This window comes from Pseudanabaena sp. FACHB-1998 (genome assembly GCF_014696355.1).
In the GTDB taxonomy this organism is placed as follows: domain Bacteria; phylum Cyanobacteriota; class Cyanobacteriia; order Pseudanabaenales; family Pseudanabaenaceae; genus Pseudanabaena.
Window position 1 is genome coordinate 100,706 of sequence record NZ_JACJQA010000026.1, and the last position, 21,476, is coordinate 122,181.

The window sequence follows — 21,476 nt, forward strand, 5'->3', positions numbered from 1 at the left end:
CAAAACCCCTAAGATTTCACAACTAAAAATGGCGCAGCCATTTATTAGTTGTGAAAATCCAAAAGAGAGGGGCGGCGCAACGCGCCTCCCCTCTCTTTTGGGCTTTAGAACACCAGATCGATATCTAACTTCCTGAGATTAATAGCAAAAAGTTTATAACCCGATACATCTGCTGTAGCGATCGCTAACAAATTAATATCAATCGGCGCGATCGCTGTGACTTCCCCATCAATAATCTGATTATTGATACTATTTCCTCTTAAATCTAGCAATATCAAAATAGTTTGATAGTCGTTGTAAGTGGCGGTAATTGCATAGCCCCAAGGTGTTGCCACCATTAGCAGAGCCTCATATTCTAGGTGAATTCGCATTAACCGATAGGGCTTGAGATCTAGCAAAAATAAATTTTTATGATTTCCAGCTTCTAATAAAAGGAGGCGATTGCTAGTAAAGGTGGCGATGCCCCGATCAATCGGAACTAGCAAAGCTAAGCGATACATAATATTGCAGCGCCGAGAAATAACAATCACTCGACTTTCATTAGTCTCAGGCTTATTGGCGATCGCCGCTAGGTGATGGCGATCGAAGGCAATGATGCAGCTTAAGTCTCTGGTGGCAAACTCCAAGCGCATCGCTCGACCATATACCAGATTTCTGATCTCGATTTGCTTACCACTGGAGATGGCAACCCAATCACCCTGAGGAGAAATAGCCCATTTAAAGGGATGGGGCGATTGGTATAAGGATTTAGGCTTGCCTTGTGTAAATTGATAAACGGATCGTTGAGTTAACGCAAACAGTGATTTTCCTGCAAAAGCGATCGCCTCAATTTCCTGCTCAGACTTGGCGACTTGCTCAGATTGCTCAAGTGTTAAGCTATGCCAATGTAAATGAAAGTTTGAAGTACTATAAAATCGAGATTTCCCGCCACAGGACAAGCCCACAATTTTTTGAGATAATTCCTGCTGAGCAAAATGCTGAGCTTTTTTAGAAAATAAAGATGTGGTCGCAATTTCTACATCTTCCGTAGGTTTAAATTCATCAAAATTAATTTGATGAATTTCTACAGACTGAGAAAGAGCCAATAGATCTAAGCGCATTTCTTTGGCTGAGGAATATCGCCGCTTCGGAAGTTTTTCTAGGGATTTGCTAATAATCGTTTGTAGCGATCGCGGCAAAGACTCGGGAATAATCACCCTCTGGTTTAAATGAGCATTCATCAACTCTGAAGGCATCCCTGTAAAAGGACGCTTTCCCAATAAGAGTTCATACAAAATAATTCCGACGGCATAAATATCTGACCCTGCCGAAAACTGTCCATAAAATCGTTCAGGAGCCATATATCCGGGGGAGCCAGTATTATTTCCTTCAGCATCAATTTCTTGGCTGAGGCGAGCAATCCCAAAATCAGAAATTTTTGCTTGCCAACCCTGAGCCGTAATCTTGAGGAGTACATTTTCAGGTTTGATGTCACAGTGAATAATATTTGCCGCATGGGCATGTTCTAAGCCCAACAAAATATCATTTATTAAGGTAAAGCATTGACGAAAAGACAGCTTGGCGTAATTCATCAGATCGCGTAATGTGCCACCTTCGCAATAATCCATCACTAAATAGCGAAAATTTTGGTGATGAACTAACGCCGTACAAGAAACTATATTCTCGTGCTGCAAAGTCAATAAAAATCTTAGTTCCCGTAAAAGCTTGCTTGTGGGAAACCTTTTATGCTCAAGTTCCTTGAGAGCTACTAATTTACCCGTCTCTCTTACACGAGCACACAAAACCTTACCAAATTGTCCTCTACCGACCAATCCCAAGATGCGATATTTAGAGAACTGTGAGGTGGTTTTTTCATTCATACTGGCAAAATCAATTCTCAACAAATTTAATCCAGTTGAGATCTTGGTCTAGTTAGCTTACCCATCTCTCAACACAGCACAACCATAACTTATACCAAAACACAAAACGGCTACTCTATTTTGTGTTTTAGGGCGTTTTAGGATGAGGCGATCGCCATACTTAACATTTCGTTGCAAAACAACTAGAGAGATGTCCAAAGATTGTCGATATCATGGTAGGAAGTGATATATAAAACGTAATATTTCTCAGCAAAATCCTTAGTCAAATTTATGAGTCAAGCTTCTACATCCGCCGATGTCCCTAGCATGGGTCGTCGCCAATTTATGAACTTAATTTTAGGGGGTTCTGCGGCAGTAACCACCCTTGGCGCAGCAGTGCCTTTCCTTGCCTACTTTGTGCCTCCATCCCGTGGTGGCGCTGGTGGTGGCGTTGCAGCTAAAGATGCTCTTGGAAATGATGTGGTTGCTTCGGCTTTCTTGGCTAGTCATCAAGCAGGCGATCGCGTACTGGCTCAAGGGCTTAAGGGTGATCCTACCTACATCGTTGTGACCGACAACAAAGAAATTGCTTCCTACGGACTCAATGCAGTTTGCACACACCTCGGCTGCGTAGTACCTTGGAATGTAGCTGAAAACAAGTTCATGTGTCCTTGCCACGGCTCACAATACAACGCCGAAGGTAAAGTTGTACGTGGTCCTGCACCGCTCTCCCTTGCCCTTGCCCATGCCACAGTTCAAGATGATGTGGTGCAATTTAGCACATGGGCAGAAACTGACTTCCGCACCAATGAAGCTCCTTGGTGGGCTTAAACCCCTTTGAAATCTGCCTTTAAATCAAATTTGAACTTATACATGAAAGAAGCTTTATTCCGTGCCAATCGTTTGCTTGTAGGAGTCAGTCTATGTGTACTCACAAGTTTAGGCTTAGTATTTGGCTTTAGCAGTCAGCCTGCTTTTGCCTACCCTTATTTTGCTCAAGAAGCTTACAAAAATCCCCGTGAAGCAACTGGTAGAATCGTTTGCGCCAACTGCCACCTTGCTCAAAAGTCCATCGAATTAGAACTACCCCAAGCTGTTAAGCCTGATTCCGTATTTGAAGCAGTTGTAAAACTTCCTTACGATCACACCAAGCAGCAAGTGGCTGCCGATGGTAGCAAAACTGGTTTGAATGTCGGTGCGGTACTCGTATTGCCTGAAGGTTTCAAGATTGCTCCCGAAGACCGTTTGTCTGAAGAGTTAAAAGAAAAAACCAAAGATACCTATTACCAACCCTATAGCGATACTCAAGAAAATATCGTTCTTGTTGGCCCCGTATCTGGTGACGAATATTCGGAAATTGTTTTCCCCGTGCTTTCTCCCGATCCTGCTAAGGACAAAAATATTCACTTCTTGAAATATGCTGTCCATGCTGGTGGCAACCGTGGTCGCGGTCAAGTCTATCCCACAGGCGAAAAGAGCAACAACAACGAATACGCCTCTACTGTGTCTGGTCTAGTTACTCAAATTAGCCCGATCGCCCCTAACGAAGATGAAGGCATCTATGGTGGTTATGAAATCTCCGTGCAGACTACCGACGGTAGCATTGCTGTAGAAAAGGTTCCTGCTGGCGCTGAATTAGTTGTCGAGCCAGGTAGTGAAGTAAAGGTTGGTTCTCCTTTAACTACTAATCCTAACGTTGGAGGTTTTGGTCAACATGATGGCGAAATTGTCCTTCAAGATCCTCGCCGTATTCAATGGTTACTCGCTTTCTTTGCTTCCGTAATTGTTACCCAAATCTTATTGGTATTGAAGAAGAAGCAAGTCGAAAAAGTACAAGCTGCGGAAATGAATTTCTAAATAACAAATTAAGAAATGGCTACGCCATTTCTTAATTTAAAAATCCTAAATTTAAATAAAAAAGGGGTGCGCGTCGCGCACCCCTTTTTTATTTAAATTATTTCTAACTGCGACTCATCGCCAACTAAAAATCTCAGAGCTTGATGCCTTTTAGGCGACCGAGAAATCTTGACATTTTTGCCAATTACACTATCCACAATCCTTTGATGAATACCCGTAATATTTGTGCCACTGAGAATGACACTATGCTCAATATCGGTATCCACAATTGTCACGCGATCGCTAATGCTTGTGTAGGGACCAACATAGGCTTGTTCAAGATAGCAATTTTCGCCAATAATTACTGGCCCTCGGATTTTGCAATTTACAAGGCGTGAACCCTTGCCAATATTGACTCGCCCACTAATATTGCTGTTACTATCTACTTCCCCTAAATTTTGATTAGTGAGTCGAGTATCTAGCACAATTTGATTAGCTTCTAAAATTTCATCTTTTTTACCAGTATCGAGCCACCATCCTTGTAACTCAGAGGCTTCGATTTTTTGCTTGGTTTCAATTAATTTCTGAAGGGCATCAGTAATTTCTAACTCACCCCTAGCCGATGGGGTAATTTGCGCGATCGCCTGATGAATTGTATTTTGGAAAAAATATACCCCTACTAGCGCTAAGTTGGACTTTGGCTGTTTTGGTTTTTCTTCTAGCTGTAATACTTTGCCATTTTCATCGACAGTTGCCACCCCAAAAGCTGTAGGGTTGGCGACTTGACGCAACAGAATTAAAGCATCTAGCTGCTTAGTCTTAAAAACTTGTAAAAATGGTTGTAATGGTGACTCGATCAGGTTGTCACCTAAAAACATCACAAAAGCATCATCACCTAAAAAAGGCTGGGCGGTTTTGACCGCATGGGCAAGTCCTGCGGGTTCCGTCTGAAGAATATATTCGATTTTCGCGCCAAAGCGATCGCCATTTCCCGTCTTAGCTCTTACATCATCACCAGTTTCAGGGCTAATAATAATACCGATATCGGTAATACCCGCATCCACAATGCTTTCGATGCAGTACCACAAAATTGGTTTATTCGCGACAGGTACTAACTGTTTTGCACCTGTAAAGGTAAGGGGGCGCAGTCTAGTGCCTTTTCCACCTGAGAGAATGAGCGCTTTCATCGTATGTATGTTTTACCTTAATCGTAATTTCTAGTAAGAGGATCGGCGCAAAGCGCCGCTTATCCTAATCTCTAGATTGAATATAGTCTGCGAGAGCTTCTTGCCAATGCCTCATTTCAAAGCGCCTTGCCGAATTATCCTGAAGAGGCAAATGGAAACTAATCAAAGCTGAATTCATGGGTCGAGCAGCTTTAGTGGGAAACTCAGAACTAGCTACTGGCTCAATGGGATGATCAATATTTGCCAGTTTGAGCGCTGTAGTTGCAAATTCATACCACGAACATTTGCCCCGATTTGCGCCGTGGATTATTCCTGTCCTCCCAATTTGTAATAGTGAATCCAGTAATTGCGCGGCATCAGGGGTATAGGTGGGCGACATAAACATATCGTTAACCACCTTTAGAGGAGCGCCTGCTTTGGCTTTGGCAATAATCGTCTCCACAAAGTTACCACCTTTGCCGCGTGAGCCAGCTTTGCCAAAGACACTGGAAATTCGCAAAATTAGCGATCGCTCGGTAGTTTGTTTGACTAGATGTTCACCCGTTAATTTAGAAATCCCATAAATATTGATCGGATCAGGAAAAACATTTTCGTTATTAGGACAAGGGTAACTACCCCGAAATACATAATCAGTACTGATATAAACGCATAAAGCATTGATATCACGGCAGGCTCGCGCAATATTGAGCGCACCGATCGCGTTGACATCAAAGGCAATCTGGGGATGATCTTCGCAATCATCCACGCGCACATAGGCCGCACTGTTAATGACTACATCGAAATTCTGCGCTCCCAAAACCTTGTTGACCGATTCAGGTTGGGTAATATCGACTTCGGCGCGGGTCAGAGGCGTTAAATCATAGCGATCGCTTTGGGAGAAATGTTTAACGATATCCGACCCTAATTGTCCATTTGCGCCAATGAGGGCAACTTTGATGCTCATGCCTTATACCATTGCTGATAATGATCTTGAAAGACTTTCTTGGCTTTGACAGCTTGCCACCAATCACTATTTTGCTTATACCAAGAGACTGTATTTGCCATGCCTCTTTCAAAATTCCATTGTCGTTGCCAACCTAAAGATTCAGCAGCGATCGGATCAACCGAATAGCGATAATCATGACCGGGACGATCATCGACATATTTCATCAAAGATTCGGGACATTCCAATAACTTAAGAATAGTTTGGGCAACTTCCACGCCATTGACCTGCATTCTTGCGCCAAGATTATAGGCTTTCCCCTTTTCTCCCTGATGAAGAACGGTATCAATGCCAGAGCAGTGATCCTCGACATAGAGATAATCGCGCACGGCTAAGCCCTGCCCATAAATTGGTAATGGCTTAGATTCCATCGCGTTAGTAATAAAGAGAGGAATAATTTTTTCGGGATATTGATAGGGCCCGTAGGTATTTGACCCGCGTGTGATTGTTACATCTAAACCATAACTAATGCCATAGGAAAAGACTAAATGCTCGGCTCCCGCCTTAGATGCAGCGTAGGGACTACGAGGCGATAGGACATCGGTTTCTAAGGAATGGCGATCGCTACCGACTAAATCACCATAAACCTCATCGGTCGATACATGGAGAAAGCGCTTAATTTGATGTTTTCGAGCCGCTTCCAGTAGCAGCAATGTCCCTTCAATATTCGTCTTAATAAAGGGGCGAGGATCTCTTAAGCTGCGATCGACGTGACTTTCGGCAGCAAAATTTAAGACTGCATCAACCCCAACTACCGCTTTTTCTACATCATCGGGATTAGCAATATCACCTTCAATAAAAGTAATTTGGTCTAACACACCCTTGAGGTTATCTAAATTACCCGCATAGGTCAGCTTATCTAAGACCACAATCTCCCACGTTGGATGATTAGCGATCGCATAATGCACATAGTTAGACCCTATAAAACCTGCCCCACCTGTGACTAATACCTTTTTATATTGATTTTGAGATTGGGCTTGATTACTGTCTAAACTCATGAAAATAACTCCGCTTCTTTTAATGATTTACCGATAGTATCTTTCGTGGACAAAATAGGTTGCCCTTCAATCTGCCATGCGATCGCGATATCAGGATCATTCCATATGATGCACCTTTCTTCGCTAGGAGCATAGTAGGCTGTGGTTTTATAGACAACCTCAGCAATATCTGATAGAACCACAAATCCATGGGCAAATCCTTCGGGAATCCAAAGCTGTTGACGGTTTTCTTCGCTGAGGATATAACTCACGGATTTAGCAAAAGTCGGTGAACTGCGGCGTAGATCAACAGCCACATCTTGAATCGCGCCTCGTAAAACCCGAATTAACTTACCTTGAGGTTTACCGATTTGATAATGCAAACCACGCAATACGTTTTTTTGCGATCGCGAGTGATTATCTTGTACAAAGTTTAGATTCAGCCCTGTTTTTTCATTAAAGACTTTGTGATTATAAGACTCATAAAAAAAACCGCGATCGTCACCAAAAACTGTGGGAGTAATTAATAAAACTTCAGGAATTGCTGTGTTTTCAACCTTCATGAGGTAAGTAAGTAAATCGCGTTAAGGATTATAACATCGCTCTAAGTAGCTTGGGAGATGAAAAGATTTGAGAGAGTGCGACCCTCTGGGTCGCACTCTCTCGAATCTTTTAGGATGGCTCTATGTAGATCTTTTCGATAGCTTTTGCCATATTTTGCGCTAAAAATTTTTCCGTAATTGTGTTAATTCCCTCTTTAGAAAAATCTTGCAAGGTTTCGGGGCTATCAATGGTCAAATTCATCGCTTTTGTCAGCCCTTCAATATCTTTGGGTTGTACTAAATAACCATTTTTATGATTGACAATAATTTCAGAAATACCATCTACATCCGATGCAATACAAGGCTTTCCCATCGCAAGGGCTTCTAATAAAGCGATTGGTTGTCCTTCCCACAGTGAAGGTAAAACAAAAACATCAATTGCCGACAGAAACTCTCGAATATTTGAACGCGCCCCTAAAAAGTTCACTCGATCGCTTATTTTTAATTGTTCAGCAAGTTTAAGTAGGGATTCTCGCAACTCTCCATCACCAATAACTAATAAATGAACGTGATTAGCAATCTTACTAAATGCTTTTAATAAATATTCATGCCCCTTCTGTTCATGGAGTCTACCTACATTTCCAAAAACAAATTCATTATTTCCAATACCTAATATATGACGTGCAGTTTCTCGCTTAATGGGATTTGTAAACTCATCAATTTCGATACCGTTATAAACAATTGATGTCTTGTGCGATGACGCAATTTTGGCAGTGATCGCTTTCTCGTAATCAGATTGGCAAACACAAATAATGCGATCGGTTATATTTACCAACACCTGATCGATTTTCTGAAAAATAAATCTTTTAATCTTTGTTTTAAAACTTGATAAATTAAGTTGCGTATTATTCAGGTAATGCAACCCATGATAAGTATGAATAACTTTAGGCTTATTTCTTAAGCCTAGGGCTGCAAGCCTTCCCCAAAAACCAGCCGTGCCTCCATGGGTATGAATCACATCAAATTTTTGCGATTTTAAAAGCTGATAAATAGTTTGAAAAGACTTTAGGCTAGGTTTATTTGATATGGCGATCGCATAGGTGGGAATTTCTAATATTTTGGCTTGATCCACTAACCAACCTGTTGATTCAGTGGCGATCGCAACTTCATTGTTTTTCAGCAAATACTTAGCCAAAAGGTAAACATGCATCTGCCCACCGCCAATGCTAGCATCATCAATAATTATCAATACACATAGATTTAGCATGACTTACTATTAAATTTTGCCAGTTAAATTTAGGTAAAGTCTTAGTAAAAATGTTTGAACTTTACCGAGATGTTTCTGATAGTAATACAACTGACTATTTCGATAATAAGTATTAACACTTTTTTTGATTCCGTGAGAGCTTCCTCCTAACAAATGAATAATAGTTGTATGAGGATAATAAACTACCTTATAGCCTAATTCTTTAACCCGTTTACAAAGATCCTTATCTTCAAAATACATAAAGAAATTTTCATCAAAGCCTCCTATCTGCTCAAACACATCTCGTCGCATCATTAAACAAGCGCCTGTTACCCAACCCACTTCTTGAACTTTTGAATATTGGCGATCGTAAAACTTTGATAATACGGAGTGATAATGATTATCTAAACTGTATTTGATTTTGTCCAAACATTCTCTTGTTAGACTAGGCAAATTACCGCAAGATAATTGATAACGTCCATCTTCAAAAGTGATTTTAGGGCTAATAGTTCCTATATTGGGATTACTCTGTAAATATTCTAAGAGTGTCTGAGGTGTATTTTCATTTAGTACTGTATCAGTATTTAAAAACAGTAGATAATCACCTTTTGATTCTCTAACAGCAAGATTATTAGCTTTCCCAAAGCCTAAATTAGTTTTACTACAAATAAGTTTAAATGATGGGAAATTATCTTTAACAATTTGATTACTATTATCAGTAGAAAAATTATCTATAATTATTACTTCACAATTATATGAGTTTAAAAATTTTTCTATAGAGCTTAAACAACTATATAAGAATTTTGAGCCATTATAATTAACTAAAATAATTGATAAATATGCCACGATATTTTGAATTTCTTTACTGATTTTTATATTTAATATAGCTATATATCATCTCAAATTATCGATATACCAATGAAAAAGAACTACTACAGTGGATTTTAACACTTTACCCATTCTGGATGATATTAAAAAATGATATTTAATTATAGTGTCTGTAACCATTGCCAAGTTTTTTGAATGCCAACTTCTAAGTCAATAGTTGGTTGCCACTCAAGAATTTTCTTTGCTGTATTGATATCTAGAACATTTACTGGAATATCTACTTTTCTGCCCTCCATATATTCAACTTCAAAATCTTTATTAAGAGTTTGACGAATTTTACTAATCAATTGATTAAGAGAAACACCTTGACCACTACCAATATTAAATAACTTTTGACTTGAGTTAGATGTTTGAGCATAATATAAAGCTTGAACTACATCTGATATATATATGTAGTCCCTTACTATTTCTCCATCGCCCCATATTTGAATAGCTCTTTTATTCAGAATATGATTTAAAAATACAGTTATTACACCAACATTACCCATAGGGTTTTGTCTTGGTCCATATGGATTAGAAATACGTAAAATAGAGTAGTCAAGACCATATAAGTAATTGAATAGATATAAATACTTCTCTATAGCTAGTTTCGTAATACCATACGAACAAATGGGATTAGTTAGATCATCTTCACTGATAGGTAGTTTTTGAGGAGAGCCATAGATAGTTCCACCAGAGGAAGGAAATATAACTTTTTTTACGGAAGCATTAACACAGTTTTCCAAAAGCTTAATTGTACTAATTACATTAGAAGCTATATCTTCCTTAGGATTTTTATTGGAAGTACTAGGAACTGTAGTACTAATTAATTGATAAACAATTTCAATATCCTGTAACGCAGAATTTAATAGAGAATCATCAGTAAATTCTCCATAAATATATTCCACATCCTCATCAGTTTTTTTTATATATTGGTTATAAGAACGACTATATACTCTAACTGATTGCCCCTGAGATACTAGAAAATCTGTTAAATGAGAGCCTATAAAACCATTACCACCGATAACTAAAACACGCATTATTTAACTTTTCCAAAATTAATGTTTTAAACTTTCTTTCGAGTTTAGTTATGCTGATTTAAAAGGTTCTCATATATAGATTCTAATTCATGAACATATTCTTGCATTGACTTAGGAGACACAGAATTATTTGCCAATTGCTTAAGAAATTCCCTGTCTTCATCAAGTTTACGAATACAATTTGCTAATTCACGAATGTTTCCTTTTTCAAATAAAAGACCATTAATCTCATGTTGCACAACTTCAGACATACCACCAAGATTAGTAGCAATTACAGGACATCCTGCTGCTTGAGCGGAATAAATTACTAGAGGTGTATTCTCATACCAGATCGAAGGTACTACTAAAACATCAATTTCAGAAAGTATTTTGCCTATCTCGGGATTGGGAAAAGTACCACAAAAATTTATTCTCGGATCGTTACTAGCAATTTTATATAATTTTGCAACATATTCAGGAAAGTCTCCTAAATTGCCATATATCTTAAGCTCAAAATTAATATTTGATAATAACTTAGTTGATTCTATCAGTAAATGAACTCCTTTATGTTCAAATAATGTACCAATGAAACCGACTCGAAGCTCTTTATTTAAACCCTTATTGCTATTAGGAATAATGTCCTCAATATCTAAACCATAAGGCATATATGAAATTAAATTGGGATTTAAGCCATTATTTTGTAAAATATTTTGCATAAGTCTAGTTGGCACTAATACTCGATCCAAATTATTCATGCGAATTTTAAGAAATTGCTGACGTTTTACTAGAGCAAGTACGTATTCGGTAAACCAAAGCTTATATAGTAGTTTACTTTTAATAATCCATATCAGGAATACTACTAACCAGTTAGGAAGTAAGTTTAGTTTTGCATGAGTATTTGGAGATTGAGAAATTTGTACAATATGTCTCACACAATTTATGCTGTTAATATCTGGTCCATTGCATAAATTACCATCAGGTAGTCTTAGTTGATTAGTTGGACAAACTAGCCAGAAATCAGTAGTAGTCATTATTCGAGGGATTTTCAAACTGACGCATACATCGATAGCTGAAGCTGATAGCTTACTCAAATGAAAGAAGTGAACTATATCAGGATTAAATTCTTTTAAATATTTACGAAAATAGTTGGCAAAGAAAATATTATTGTATTCAGCTTCTACCATGTTCTTTTGACCACCTAATGGGACATAAGAATGATGAAATCTAAGAACTTTAATTCCTTTATAAACATAGCTTTCAAATCTGTCAGATTCAGGCATTTCAGTTTTAGTAGGATGACCTGTAAAAACTGTAACTTCATGACCACGATTTTTTAATTCTTTTGCTACTTGAAAGGTTAATATTTCAGTACCAGATGAATGTTCGGGTAAAAATTGATGACTTGTTAATAATAACTTCATTGTAAATTAATGATTAATTAGCTATTTGTTGTTTGTAATTATTATTATTTTTTATCCTTGTTCATCGAATAATTATTATCAATTTATCCGTGAAGAGTCTTCAAAGTTATTGCATCTTCATATACTCTAATAACTTCATTTACCATTGATAGTGTAGTTCGTTGATACTCTGTAGTTTTGGTCATTTCTAAATAATATTGGGGGTTGAGGATGATCATATTCAATGTTTTCTTTAATTCATGAACATCACCCATTTTAAAAACAAATCCATTTTCCCCCGAATTAATAAACTCAGTCATTCCTTCAACATCAGAAACGATAGCAGGTGTCTTACTGGCTAGAGAATTGAGTAATACTAAGGGACTATTTTCATACCATAATGAAGGAATGACTAAAAAATCAAGCCTATCAAAAATATTAGGCATATCCTCTTTTGGGAAAGTACCGCAAAATTTAATATTGCAACCTTTAGACATTTGCTTCAATTTTGAGAAGTAGTCAAAGTCTTGATCTTGTGAGCCAAATAAAAGTAGCTCTGCTTTTGATTGGTCTAACTGTGAAAAAGCTTCTACTAATACACTTACTCCTTTATGGGGAGCTATTTGTCCAATAAAGCCAAATCGTATGGGTGCATTTATTGGACGAGATTTCTTATTTCTTCGTGGCAAATCCACTCCAAACTTAATATCATAAATAGGAATTGATAATCCGTTATTTAGATATGCCTTAGTAAGGAAATTAGTTGGAGATATTGCAGCATGATAGTAACTGTAATAATTAGACAATACATCGGGTCTATCAATAATATCTACAGCAAAATTAAAACTTTTAATTTTACGTATAATTGGAATATTTATCAAGTTTCTTACTACCCAAGCGGATATCTTGGATATTGGATATTTCCCAAGATAACGTTCAAGACGAGAAGCCCTTACTTCTCTGCTTTTAGCTTTAAGATAACATGCCAAACAATTTGAACGTTTTATATTAGGTCCTTTACAAAGAGAGCCGTCTGATGCTTCTAATTTATTATTAAAACAAAAACCATAAAAGTCCGTAAAAGTTGCAACCACGGGAATTCCAAGTTTATTGACTACTTCTAATAAAGAAACAGTATGGTTAATTAGATGCGTAATGTGAATAATATCTGGAGAAATATCAATTATTAATTTCTCTAAAACCAACATGTTTTCTGGCTGGTAATAAGTATCTTTGATTCTAGTATGAGGAATATAATTTTTATCTATTGTATATACAGGAATATCATGGTACTCAGAATATGAAACTAAGCTTTCTTTTTTCGCTTCTCCCGGAAAAACAGCAGATACAACAATAGATTCATGTCCTAAGTCTCTAAGATTTCTAGCTATATCTAACGTATATGTTTCTGTACCGTAAAAGTGGTCAGGGAAGAAGCAGTGTACAAAAATTAAAACTTTCATATCCTACTTGCCTTCTAGTAATTCTTTATACAGAATATAGTACTTGTTAATCATTGCTTCTAAAGAAAAAAGTTTTTGGAATCTTTGCTGATTAAAATTACCTACTTGTAATCTCCTGTCTCTATCATTTAATAAATCAATAATAATATTTCCTAATTTAACACTATCGCTTGGAGGAGCCAATAAATTTTCATTGTTAATAATCTCAGAAAGTGCTCCAACGTTGTATCCCACCACTGGAATTCGCATATTCATCGCAAATGAGCTAACTTGTCCAAAACTTTCTTTCCAAACTGGAGCAACAAAAATACTCATTTTTTTATAAAGATTTGGTAGTTCTTCATAGGGAACATATCCTGTAAATGTAAAATTATTCTCAACATTTGCTTGATTGACTTTTCTCTTGTATAGTTCCAAAAATGTTCCACCCCCCACTATTATCACTTTTGTTTGTGGTCTCTTTTTAGCAACTTGAATGAATACATCAATTGACTGCTCATTTAGCTTATCTTTTTCTAAGCGATAGACCATACCAATGCAATTATCTGGAATATCATCTTTGTCATCTCTTGAAAATTTCTCTAAATTACTGCCAGGATAAATAGTGAGATGATTGGCTTTTTCATATCCAAATTCTTTTTTGACATAATTACTAACATAAACATATCGATCAATATATTCACGTAAATATGGCTTGACTGGGGTGTTAATATTTTCTACTACAATACAACCGTATTTTTCCACGCACGAGAGTACCTTATGGTACCAAGGTGTATCACAATCTCCCCAGTAGTGAATATGAACAATTTGAGGACGAAACTTTTGTAATCGATTAAATATATCGTTGCTAGATGCTGAATTATCGTATTCGTAAATATTTACGCCTATGTAGCTAGGAGGACAGGGGATATAACTAGTAATAATTTCTTGCTCATACAGATGTCCAAGATGCTCAATTAAATCAACCACAAGTTGAGACGATCCACCTGTCATAAAATTAGGTATTACATGAACTATACGTATACGTTCTGCTTCGACTTTATTTAATATATTGACCTTATAGGCTTTAGGAGCTTCTTGAATATTTTTATCTTTTGGTGATTCCTCAAGAAAATTGTTATTAGAATTCAACCTAAAAAAATGCTTGATTCTCAACCATATTGATCTTAATTTCCAAAATTTGCTATTACGAATAGCAGCGAGTTCAAATTGAGTTTGATTTAGTTCTAGCTGAGTTTGATTTAGTTCTAACTGGGTTTGATTTAGTTCTAACTGAGTTTGATGTAATTGGGATTGAGATTGTTTTAATTGATATTGCAAATCAAATTGTTTCTGAATATTTGTAGTATCTGTGTGTTTTGTTAGTTTATACAATTCAGGAAGATCCAATTCATACTTAGAAATAGCTATAGATAATATTCTTTCACTCTGTAATATATCAAAAAGTTTTTCAGCACCAAGAGTTTGAAATATATTAGAGTTTTGTAGCAATGGAAAATGATGATTTAGATATAAAAATGCTTTTTCTAATTCATATTCATCTGCTCCTTGAAAATTTTGGTACTTTAATTTGTCCGAAAAACTTAACCTAAAAAAATCTTCAGAAACATCATCAAATATTTCTCTATAAAGTTGGTAGCCTTCAAAAGCTGTACGAATTGAGTTTTCAGGACTCAAGCTTAAGTTGCCAGATTGATTTCTAATTCTGTATTTAACTAATTTTTTCTCAATTACCGATAAATCATAACTCTTAACTAACTTTATCCACATGTAAAAATCTTGCATTTGAATTGATGTTAAATGCATTAACCCAGCCTCTATTAAGGTGGATTTTTCCACCATAACTGTTACTCCGCATAAATCATTACCTTTTAAAAAGAAAGAATTAAATAATTCTGTCCGAGATCTATTAGGAACATTAAAATATTTTTGTATATGATGTCCGTCTAATATATTTCCATCATCGTCTATAGTATCTATCCAAGTAAATAAAACTTTTTTGTTGTAGCTTGTCAAATACTTGTATTGTATCTCTAGCTTTTCAGGGTAATAAACATCGTCTCCCGCTAGTAAACATATATATGTACCTTTTGCTTCTAGTATTCCTCTGTTAGAAGCTCTACTTGGTCCTTGATTCTGTTGATAAATATATCTGATTCTATCATCCTTGAATTTTTGAATAATTTCCTCAGTTCTATCAGTAGACCCATCATTAATTACTATTAGCTCAAAATCTTTAAAGGTCTGATCTAGGACACTTTGGATTGTTTCAGCAATATATTTTTCGTGATTATATGTCGGTATAATAACGCTGATCAAAGGATTCATATTTGTAACTTTCCTATATAAAACTTATTAGTACTTTTGTAATCATATCGATTTCTTGCTCACTTATATGAGGACTTATCGGCAAACTAAGAATCTCTCTACTTAAGCTCTCCGTAAGTGGGAAAGAGGCGGGGTATTCTTCTAAGTCTTTATGTCTACTGTAAGCCTTAGATAAATTTGGAGGAATTGGGTAGTGTATTAATGTAGCTATTCCAGATTGATGCAACTTTTGCTGGAGTTCATCTCTATTTGGATAACGAATAACAAATAAATGCCACACTGGCTCTGCCCATTTAGGCGTAAATGGTAAAGTCAAATCTGAGTTGTTACTTAAGGTATTCAAGTATTGCCTAGCAACTTGTAATCTTCGAGTATTCCACTCGTCTAATTTGGATAATTTTACTCGTAAAAAAGCGGCTTGCAATTCATCAAGTCGGTTGTTATATCCCTGAATTTCATTGTCATATTTTACGCGAGAACCATAGTTTCGCAAAAGTCGAATTTTATCAGCTAACTCTGCCTTATTAGTCGTTACTGCTCCAGCATCACCGATCGCCCCTAAATTCTTAGCTGGGTAAAAGCTAAAACCCGCCGCCTCCCCCAAGCTACCAACACGACGATTTTTATATCTTGCACCATGGGCTTGAGCCGCATCTTCGATTACTTTGAGATTGTGCCGCGTGGCAATTTCGTTAATTGCATCCATATCAGCAGGTTGCCCATATAGATGAACAGCTATAATCGCTCTAGTTCGAGATGTAATAGCATTTTCAATCAGTAGTGGATTGATATTGTACGTCTTTTCATCAGGCTCGACAGGGACTACCCTAGCACCTGCCTGAGAAATGGCTAGCCAACTAGCTATGTAAGTATTTGCTGGAACTATAACCTCATCTCCCGCCCCGATCTCCATTGCGCGTAAAATTAGATGTAAAGCTTCCAATCCATTGCTCACGCCGACGCAATATTTAGCATCACAGTACGAAGCAAATTCAGTTTCAAAAGCCTCAACTTCTTTGCCCAAGATATACCATCCTGATTCCATGACTCTCTGATAAGCGGAATCAAGCTCAGATTTCAATTCAATATAGGGAGAATGTAAATCAAGAAATGGCACTTTCATTAAGAGTCACCTTTTACTTTTTTGAGAAAGTCTTCATAGTTTCGATAGTAATCTTCGGGATCATAATAAGTAGAAACTAACGCCATACATACAGAACCTGAAGAAAAATTATTGATTTCGCGCCAAATCATAGGAGACACATACAGCCCATAATATGATCTATTGAGATGAAAACATTTCTTTTGAAACCCGTCATCTAGAAGTACATCAAAGCTGCCAGACATAGCGATGAGTATCTGATTACAGGTCTTAAGAGCGTGTCCCGCTCGTTCAGCCCCTCCGGGTACATCATAGAGATAATAAACTCTCTGAATATCAAAAGGTATATGACGTGAACTTTCTACAAAGGTTAAATTACCTCTGTAATCATTTATCTTGGGAAACTCTATTATTTTACAGTTGTGTAAAGTCATATTTGATTAACGCTCATTTCATAAAAATCATAAGTAACTGCTCTAGCACCAAAACTTTCCTTATTGCTAATTAAATTTGTATTTAAATATTTGCCCTGATCTTCGGTTGAAATACCAAAATCAAAATATTTTTTATTTATGTAGTAGGAGTTTATTAAGAAATCTAGGATTGCATCAAGGGCACCTATTTGTTTGCCTAATTCATTTGCTGCTATATATTGGGCATGAGCGACCTCAGAATTCTCATAAATTAAAACCCCTGCTAACATAATTTTATCTTTAAAAGCTGCAAATAACTTAATATTATTTGGAAAAATAGATGCTAAATATTCAATTTCTTGAGGTGTATGTACAGGCTTTTTGCCATACTTATTTCCTAAATGTTCTATCTCAATACTCATAAACCCTAAAAAATCAAAACTTTGTTCTACATTTATCAGAAATTTACGGCTTTTATTAATAATGTGCTTACGCCCTTTAGAATAAGAAGGTCTATTTCTTAGTAAAATAGTAGAAGCAATATCTCTTCTAAATAATGTTGCTTTATTGACAAATAGTGCGTATAAATCTTCTTCAGATGGTATGCGGTGATATATATGGGGTATAGCTTTGTATACAAGTTTATCAATCTTTTGTTGGATTAAGTAAATCTTTAAAGAGGCAAATATTTCAAGCATTTTGTTGGCTTTCATGTGATTACTACTAATAACACCTCCAAAAGTCAACCCGCCATGACTAATTAAGGTTTGACTATCTAAATTTGCTGGCATTACTGCAATTAGATGGTTGTCATCAAAAAACATTAAAGAAAAGTCACTGAATTTATCCGCGTGATACTCCATATAATCTCTAAAAAACAAGAAAGTTCCATTCTTGGAATTCAAAATAAATTTATCCCAAGTTTTTTTTTGCTCAAAATCATATTTTTGAATATCCATTTATATTTCCTCCGTTTGATTAAAAATTAGTATATAGAATGTAAATCTAATCATTTTCTATATGTTAATTTGTCCCATTAATACAAAAACCTTTGTTTGAAATTAGGATACAGTTAAAAGATTGGAAATAGATTTAGTTTTCCCATTCAGCATATCCAATCCCTGAGTAACCCATGCCATTACCACTATAGAAAATATACTTATTACCATGTGGAGTTACATGAAGTGATGGGTAACATAACATTTCACAATCCCATCCACTTTCACTACGTTGCAATAAAAATTTAGAATCATCTCGTTCCCAAGTTAGACCATCAATAGAGTGTGCATACCCCGAAAAATATTGTTTGTTTAGAGTGTCACAAGTAAAATACATATCATAACCATCAGAAGCTTTGTAAACCCTTGGTCTACCTATGCGGTACTCCCCATCTCTATAGGTCAAGACCAGTTGCTCTGTCTTATTAAAATTTATGCCATCATCAGATTCTGTGTACCAAATTTCGTAGGATGGATAAGCAATTCCATTAATATAGTGCCATCTTCGTCCCTCACCACACCAAAATCTCCATTTACTGTTTTCTTTAATGACAGTGTGAATTGCTCTAATATATAAGCCATTGTGGGAACGATCCAGTATGGGCGCATCTGAATATCGACTAAATGAATATCCTTTATCATTACTAATAGCTAAACCAGTAAAAGCTAAAAACTTTACTTTTTCTACTAATTGAAAACCTACATAGTACATGTAAATTTGATTGTCATTAGCAGCAATAACATCTCCTAATATCAGTCCATTGTCATCGAATGCGCCTGAAATTCCTATGTCTAATATAGGGGTTTTACTAATTTTTTTTACGATTTTAGGATTATAAGTATCGACATCTATATACCCAATTCGACTAATTCCTTTATCATCACGCATTCCCCCAAAGATACGAATTGTATCGTCATTTAGTTGCCAAGGAGTAGGAGTCATAAATGAATGAGAAGCCCATTTCACTTGACCTTCCAGATTAAAAATTCTACCTCTTTTCTTCCACGTCATAATTTTACTGAAAATATTTTAAATTCTTTCTTCTATATATTTTGTGTTTGATAATTAACACTTCCATAAATCAAAAACTAACTTTAAAGAGCTTTAAACTACTTGCTTTTGATGCTTGGGCTGGATTACCAATATAAACTTTAGCTGCTTCAGTGTTTTTTGTAATAACTGCTCCTGCTCCTATCACGTTGTCTAAGCCGATTTTTACGTGATCTGCTAAACAGCTATTTACGCCTAAGAAGGAGTTTTCCTCGATTTCACAATATCCAGAAACTACAACATGGGAAGATATAAAACAATTATCATGAATAACTGCTCGATGCCCTATATGATTACCACTCCATAAAATAACGTTGTTACCAATTTTAGCCTTGTATTGAATAACATTATTCTCGAAAATAAAACAATTCTCTCCAATTTCGACGTTATGCCAAACAAAGGCTTTAGAACTAATATATGTAGCCATTGAAAATCCTTTTTGTTTGGCTTTTTGATATAGACTTGTGCGAACTCTATTTAACTTGGTGTAAGAGACCGCTACAAAGACTTTGTGGTGTTGGGGATCATATTTTTCCTCTAGTGTCTCAAACGCTACTATAGGTAATCCAAATAACTCATTTGCGTTAATATAATCTGATTCGACACTAAAAGCGATGACTTCATATTCAGAGTCATGGGTAAAGTACTCGTAGGCTATTTCAGCAGTTTCGCCTGCTCCAACAATAATAAGTTTTTCTTTTTCTTTAGAGCTATTCATAGTTTTTAACTTTATCAATAAATTTACTATCTTAGTTTTGTTTTGATTCGGTTTTTGCTATTCATTAGCATTTTAAAATGTTGAAATTATTTTTGATATAAACCATTGAAGGAAATCGTATGCGATTATCTTCGGGCCATTTAGACTCAAAAACCATAGCTTCTTCTACAACATCCATAATAATATGTTGCTGATTTATTAGTACTGGCATTTCAACGCCAACAGCGATCGTATAGTTGCCAGCATGTAGTACATTAACACTAGATATTTCAACAATATATACATCTCCTATCTCAACATTGGGCATTTCGATATTTTCTACTGTTGAGACGCTTCCAATTACCTGCTGCCCTTTTAAATCTCGAAATGAATAGCCTACACAGAATGATGGTAGTAACTTATCAAAGCGTATAGAAATCTGAATGAAGTATTTTTCGTGAAGCTCTAGAAGGTTTGTAATTTTTTTGTTACTATCTATTAATTTAACATCTAATATTCTCGCTCCTCCGTCTCCGTAACGATAGCTATGGTGGAGGAAACTAACTTCCTGATCAAGAGAAACAAATATATTAGATATACTAGAATTTAGAGAGATAAATTCAGAAATATGGCGATGATTTAATTCTTCACTATTGTTTGTTTGTTGAATGTTTTGCTCATTACTATCTGTATTTTGATTGGAACTGCTCTCTTGGTTTTTGTTTTTTAAGTGATTTTTTAAGTCTTGATTCATATCTTGATGAACTAGACTTGTATAAATACTTACTACTTCAGAAGCTTTACCTATTTGTTTAAGTTCTCCATTTTCCAAAAAAACCCCTCTCTGACAAAGTGCTTTTACTGAGCTTGTGTCGTGACTGACAAATAATACGGTTACACCAGACTCCATCATCTGCCTCATCCGAGCCATACATTTGGCTTGAAAGAACATGTCTCCAACGGCTAAGGCTTCGTCAACAATTAAAATGTCTGGCTGGACATGAATTGCAGAGGCAAAGGCTAGGCGGACGTACATACCACTGGAGTAGGCTTTTACGGGTTGATCGATAAAGTCTTTAATATCAGCAAAGGCAGCAATATTATCAAAACTTTCATCTACTTCTAGTTTAGAAAGCCCCATGATCGCTCCATTCATATATACATTTTCGCGACCTGTAAACTCAGGATTAAATCCTGCTCCTAATTCTAGTAAAGCTGCAACTCGTCCATTTACTAGCAACTCTCCATTAGTAGGAGTTAAAGTTTTGCAGATTAATTGTAAAAGTGTTGATTTACCAGCGCCGTTACGACCAATTATCCCTACAGTTTCTCCTTTGTTAATCTCAAAGGAAATATCACGTAATGCCCAAAACTCTTGAGCATAGCTCTTATTAGATAAAATGAGTTCTTTCAGTCTATCCACTGGTCGAGCATAACGCTTAAAGCATTTCGATACATTTTTAAGGGAAATTGCAATATTTTCTTGCATTTTTTAAAATTTTTTGTATTAGTTCACTAAACTATTCAAGA

At 36.2% G+C, this 21,476-nt stretch carries 19 protein-coding genes; 2 read left to right on the plus strand and 17 right to left on the minus strand.

Annotated features, from left to right (window positions below; genetic code table 11):
- Nucleotides 1-104: 104 nt before the first annotated feature.
- Nucleotides 105-1,859 carry a serine/threonine-protein kinase gene (locus H6F42_RS09920; RefSeq protein ID WP_190399188.1) on the minus strand — a complete coding sequence of 585 codons (1,755 nt, stop codon included), beginning with the start codon at nucleotides 1,857-1,859 and terminating at the stop codon, nucleotides 105-107.
- Between the two features lie 270 nt (nucleotides 1,860-2,129).
- On the opposite strand from H6F42_RS09920, the gene petC reads away from it, so the two are divergent.
- Nucleotides 2,130-2,669 carry a cytochrome b6-f complex iron-sulfur subunit gene (gene petC, locus H6F42_RS09925; protein WP_190399189.1) on the plus strand — a complete coding sequence of 180 codons (540 nt, stop codon included), beginning with the start codon at nucleotides 2,130-2,132 and terminating at the stop codon, nucleotides 2,667-2,669.
- A 42-nt stretch (nucleotides 2,670-2,711) separates the two neighbouring features.
- Nucleotides 2,712-3,695, plus strand: coding sequence for an apocytochrome f (locus H6F42_RS09930; protein ID WP_190399190.1), 984 nt, complete (start codon nucleotides 2,712-2,714; stop codon nucleotides 3,693-3,695).
- A 92-nt stretch (nucleotides 3,696-3,787) separates the two neighbouring features.
- Here the strand turns inward: H6F42_RS09930 and H6F42_RS09935 are convergent, their stop codons facing one another.
- The 16 genes from H6F42_RS09935 to H6F42_RS10010 all read right to left on the minus strand — a co-directional run bounded on the left by H6F42_RS09935 (nucleotide 3,788) and on the right by H6F42_RS10010 (nucleotide 21,435).
- On the minus strand, nucleotides 3,788-4,861 hold the full coding sequence (locus tag H6F42_RS09935) for a glucose-1-phosphate thymidylyltransferase (protein WP_190399191.1): 1,074 nt from the start codon (nucleotides 4,859-4,861) through the stop codon (nucleotides 3,788-3,790).
- 64 nt (nucleotides 4,862-4,925) lie between these two features.
- Entirely contained in the window at nucleotides 4,926-5,804 is an 879-nt protein-coding gene (gene rfbD / locus H6F42_RS09940) for a dTDP-4-dehydrorhamnose reductase (RefSeq protein WP_190399192.1), read from the minus strand.
- Nucleotides 5,801-6,841: a dTDP-glucose 4,6-dehydratase gene (rfbB, locus tag H6F42_RS09945; RefSeq protein WP_190399193.1), complete on the minus strand. Its 1,041-nt coding sequence runs from the start codon at nucleotides 6,839-6,841 to the stop codon at nucleotides 5,801-5,803. The genes rfbD and rfbB overlap by 4 nt, the downstream gene beginning before the upstream one ends.
- Entirely contained in the window at nucleotides 6,838-7,383 is a 546-nt protein-coding gene (rfbC, locus tag H6F42_RS09950) for a dTDP-4-dehydrorhamnose 3,5-epimerase (RefSeq protein ID WP_190399194.1), read from the minus strand. Before rfbC ends, rfbB begins: the two co-directional genes overlap by 4 nt.
- A gap of 109 nt (nucleotides 7,384-7,492) precedes the next feature.
- Nucleotides 7,493-8,629: a glycosyltransferase family 4 protein gene (locus H6F42_RS09955; protein WP_190399195.1), complete on the minus strand. Its 1,137-nt coding sequence runs from the start codon at nucleotides 8,627-8,629 to the stop codon at nucleotides 7,493-7,495.
- 9 nt (nucleotides 8,630-8,638) lie between these two features.
- Nucleotides 8,639-9,454 carry a glycosyltransferase family 2 protein gene (locus tag H6F42_RS09960; RefSeq protein ID WP_190399196.1) on the minus strand — a complete coding sequence of 272 codons (816 nt, stop codon included), beginning with the start codon at nucleotides 9,452-9,454 and terminating at the stop codon, nucleotides 8,639-8,641.
- Nucleotides 9,455-9,597: 143 nt separating this feature from the next.
- The gene (locus H6F42_RS09965) at nucleotides 9,598-10,515 is read right to left on the minus strand and encodes an NAD-dependent epimerase/dehydratase family protein (RefSeq protein ID WP_190399197.1); all 918 of its coding nucleotides are present in this window, start codon (nucleotides 10,513-10,515) and stop codon (nucleotides 9,598-9,600) included.
- Nucleotides 10,516-10,559: 44 nt separating this feature from the next.
- The gene (locus H6F42_RS09970; RefSeq protein WP_190399198.1) at nucleotides 10,560-11,915 is read right to left on the minus strand and encodes a glycosyltransferase family 4 protein; all 1,356 of its coding nucleotides are present in this window, start codon (nucleotides 11,913-11,915) and stop codon (nucleotides 10,560-10,562) included.
- An 83-nt stretch (nucleotides 11,916-11,998) separates the two neighbouring features.
- Nucleotides 11,999-13,357, minus strand: a complete 1,359-nt coding sequence (locus H6F42_RS09975) for a glycosyltransferase family 4 protein (protein ID WP_190399199.1) — start codon at nucleotides 13,355-13,357, stop codon at nucleotides 11,999-12,001.
- A 3-nt stretch (nucleotides 13,358-13,360) separates the two neighbouring features.
- Nucleotides 13,361-15,685: a glycosyltransferase gene (locus tag H6F42_RS09980; RefSeq protein WP_190399200.1), complete on the minus strand. Its 2,325-nt coding sequence runs from the start codon at nucleotides 15,683-15,685 to the stop codon at nucleotides 13,361-13,363.
- A gap of 13 nt (nucleotides 15,686-15,698) precedes the next feature.
- Nucleotides 15,699-16,808 carry a DegT/DnrJ/EryC1/StrS family aminotransferase gene (locus H6F42_RS09985; protein ID WP_190399201.1) on the minus strand — a complete coding sequence of 370 codons (1,110 nt, stop codon included), beginning with the start codon at nucleotides 16,806-16,808 and terminating at the stop codon, nucleotides 15,699-15,701.
- Nucleotides 16,808-17,221, minus strand: coding sequence for an FdtA/QdtA family cupin domain-containing protein (locus tag H6F42_RS09990; protein ID WP_190399202.1), 414 nt, complete (start codon nucleotides 17,219-17,221; stop codon nucleotides 16,808-16,810). The genes H6F42_RS09985 and H6F42_RS09990 overlap by 1 nt, the downstream gene beginning before the upstream one ends.
- The gene (locus H6F42_RS09995) at nucleotides 17,218-18,159 is read right to left on the minus strand and encodes a GNAT family N-acetyltransferase (RefSeq protein WP_190399203.1); all 942 of its coding nucleotides are present in this window, start codon (nucleotides 18,157-18,159) and stop codon (nucleotides 17,218-17,220) included. Before H6F42_RS09995 ends, H6F42_RS09990 begins: the two co-directional genes overlap by 4 nt.
- 133 nt (nucleotides 18,160-18,292) lie before the next feature.
- Entirely contained in the window at nucleotides 18,293-19,210 is a 918-nt protein-coding gene (locus tag H6F42_RS10000) for a hypothetical protein (protein ID WP_190399204.1), read from the minus strand.
- A gap of 70 nt (nucleotides 19,211-19,280) precedes the next feature.
- Entirely contained in the window at nucleotides 19,281-19,967 is a 687-nt protein-coding gene (locus tag H6F42_RS10005) for an acetyltransferase (RefSeq protein ID WP_190399205.1), read from the minus strand.
- Between the two features lie 64 nt (nucleotides 19,968-20,031).
- Nucleotides 20,032-21,435, minus strand: a complete 1,404-nt coding sequence (locus tag H6F42_RS10010) for an ABC transporter ATP-binding protein (RefSeq protein ID WP_190399206.1) — start codon at nucleotides 21,433-21,435, stop codon at nucleotides 20,032-20,034.
- Between the last annotated feature and the right edge of the window lie 41 nt (nucleotides 21,436-21,476).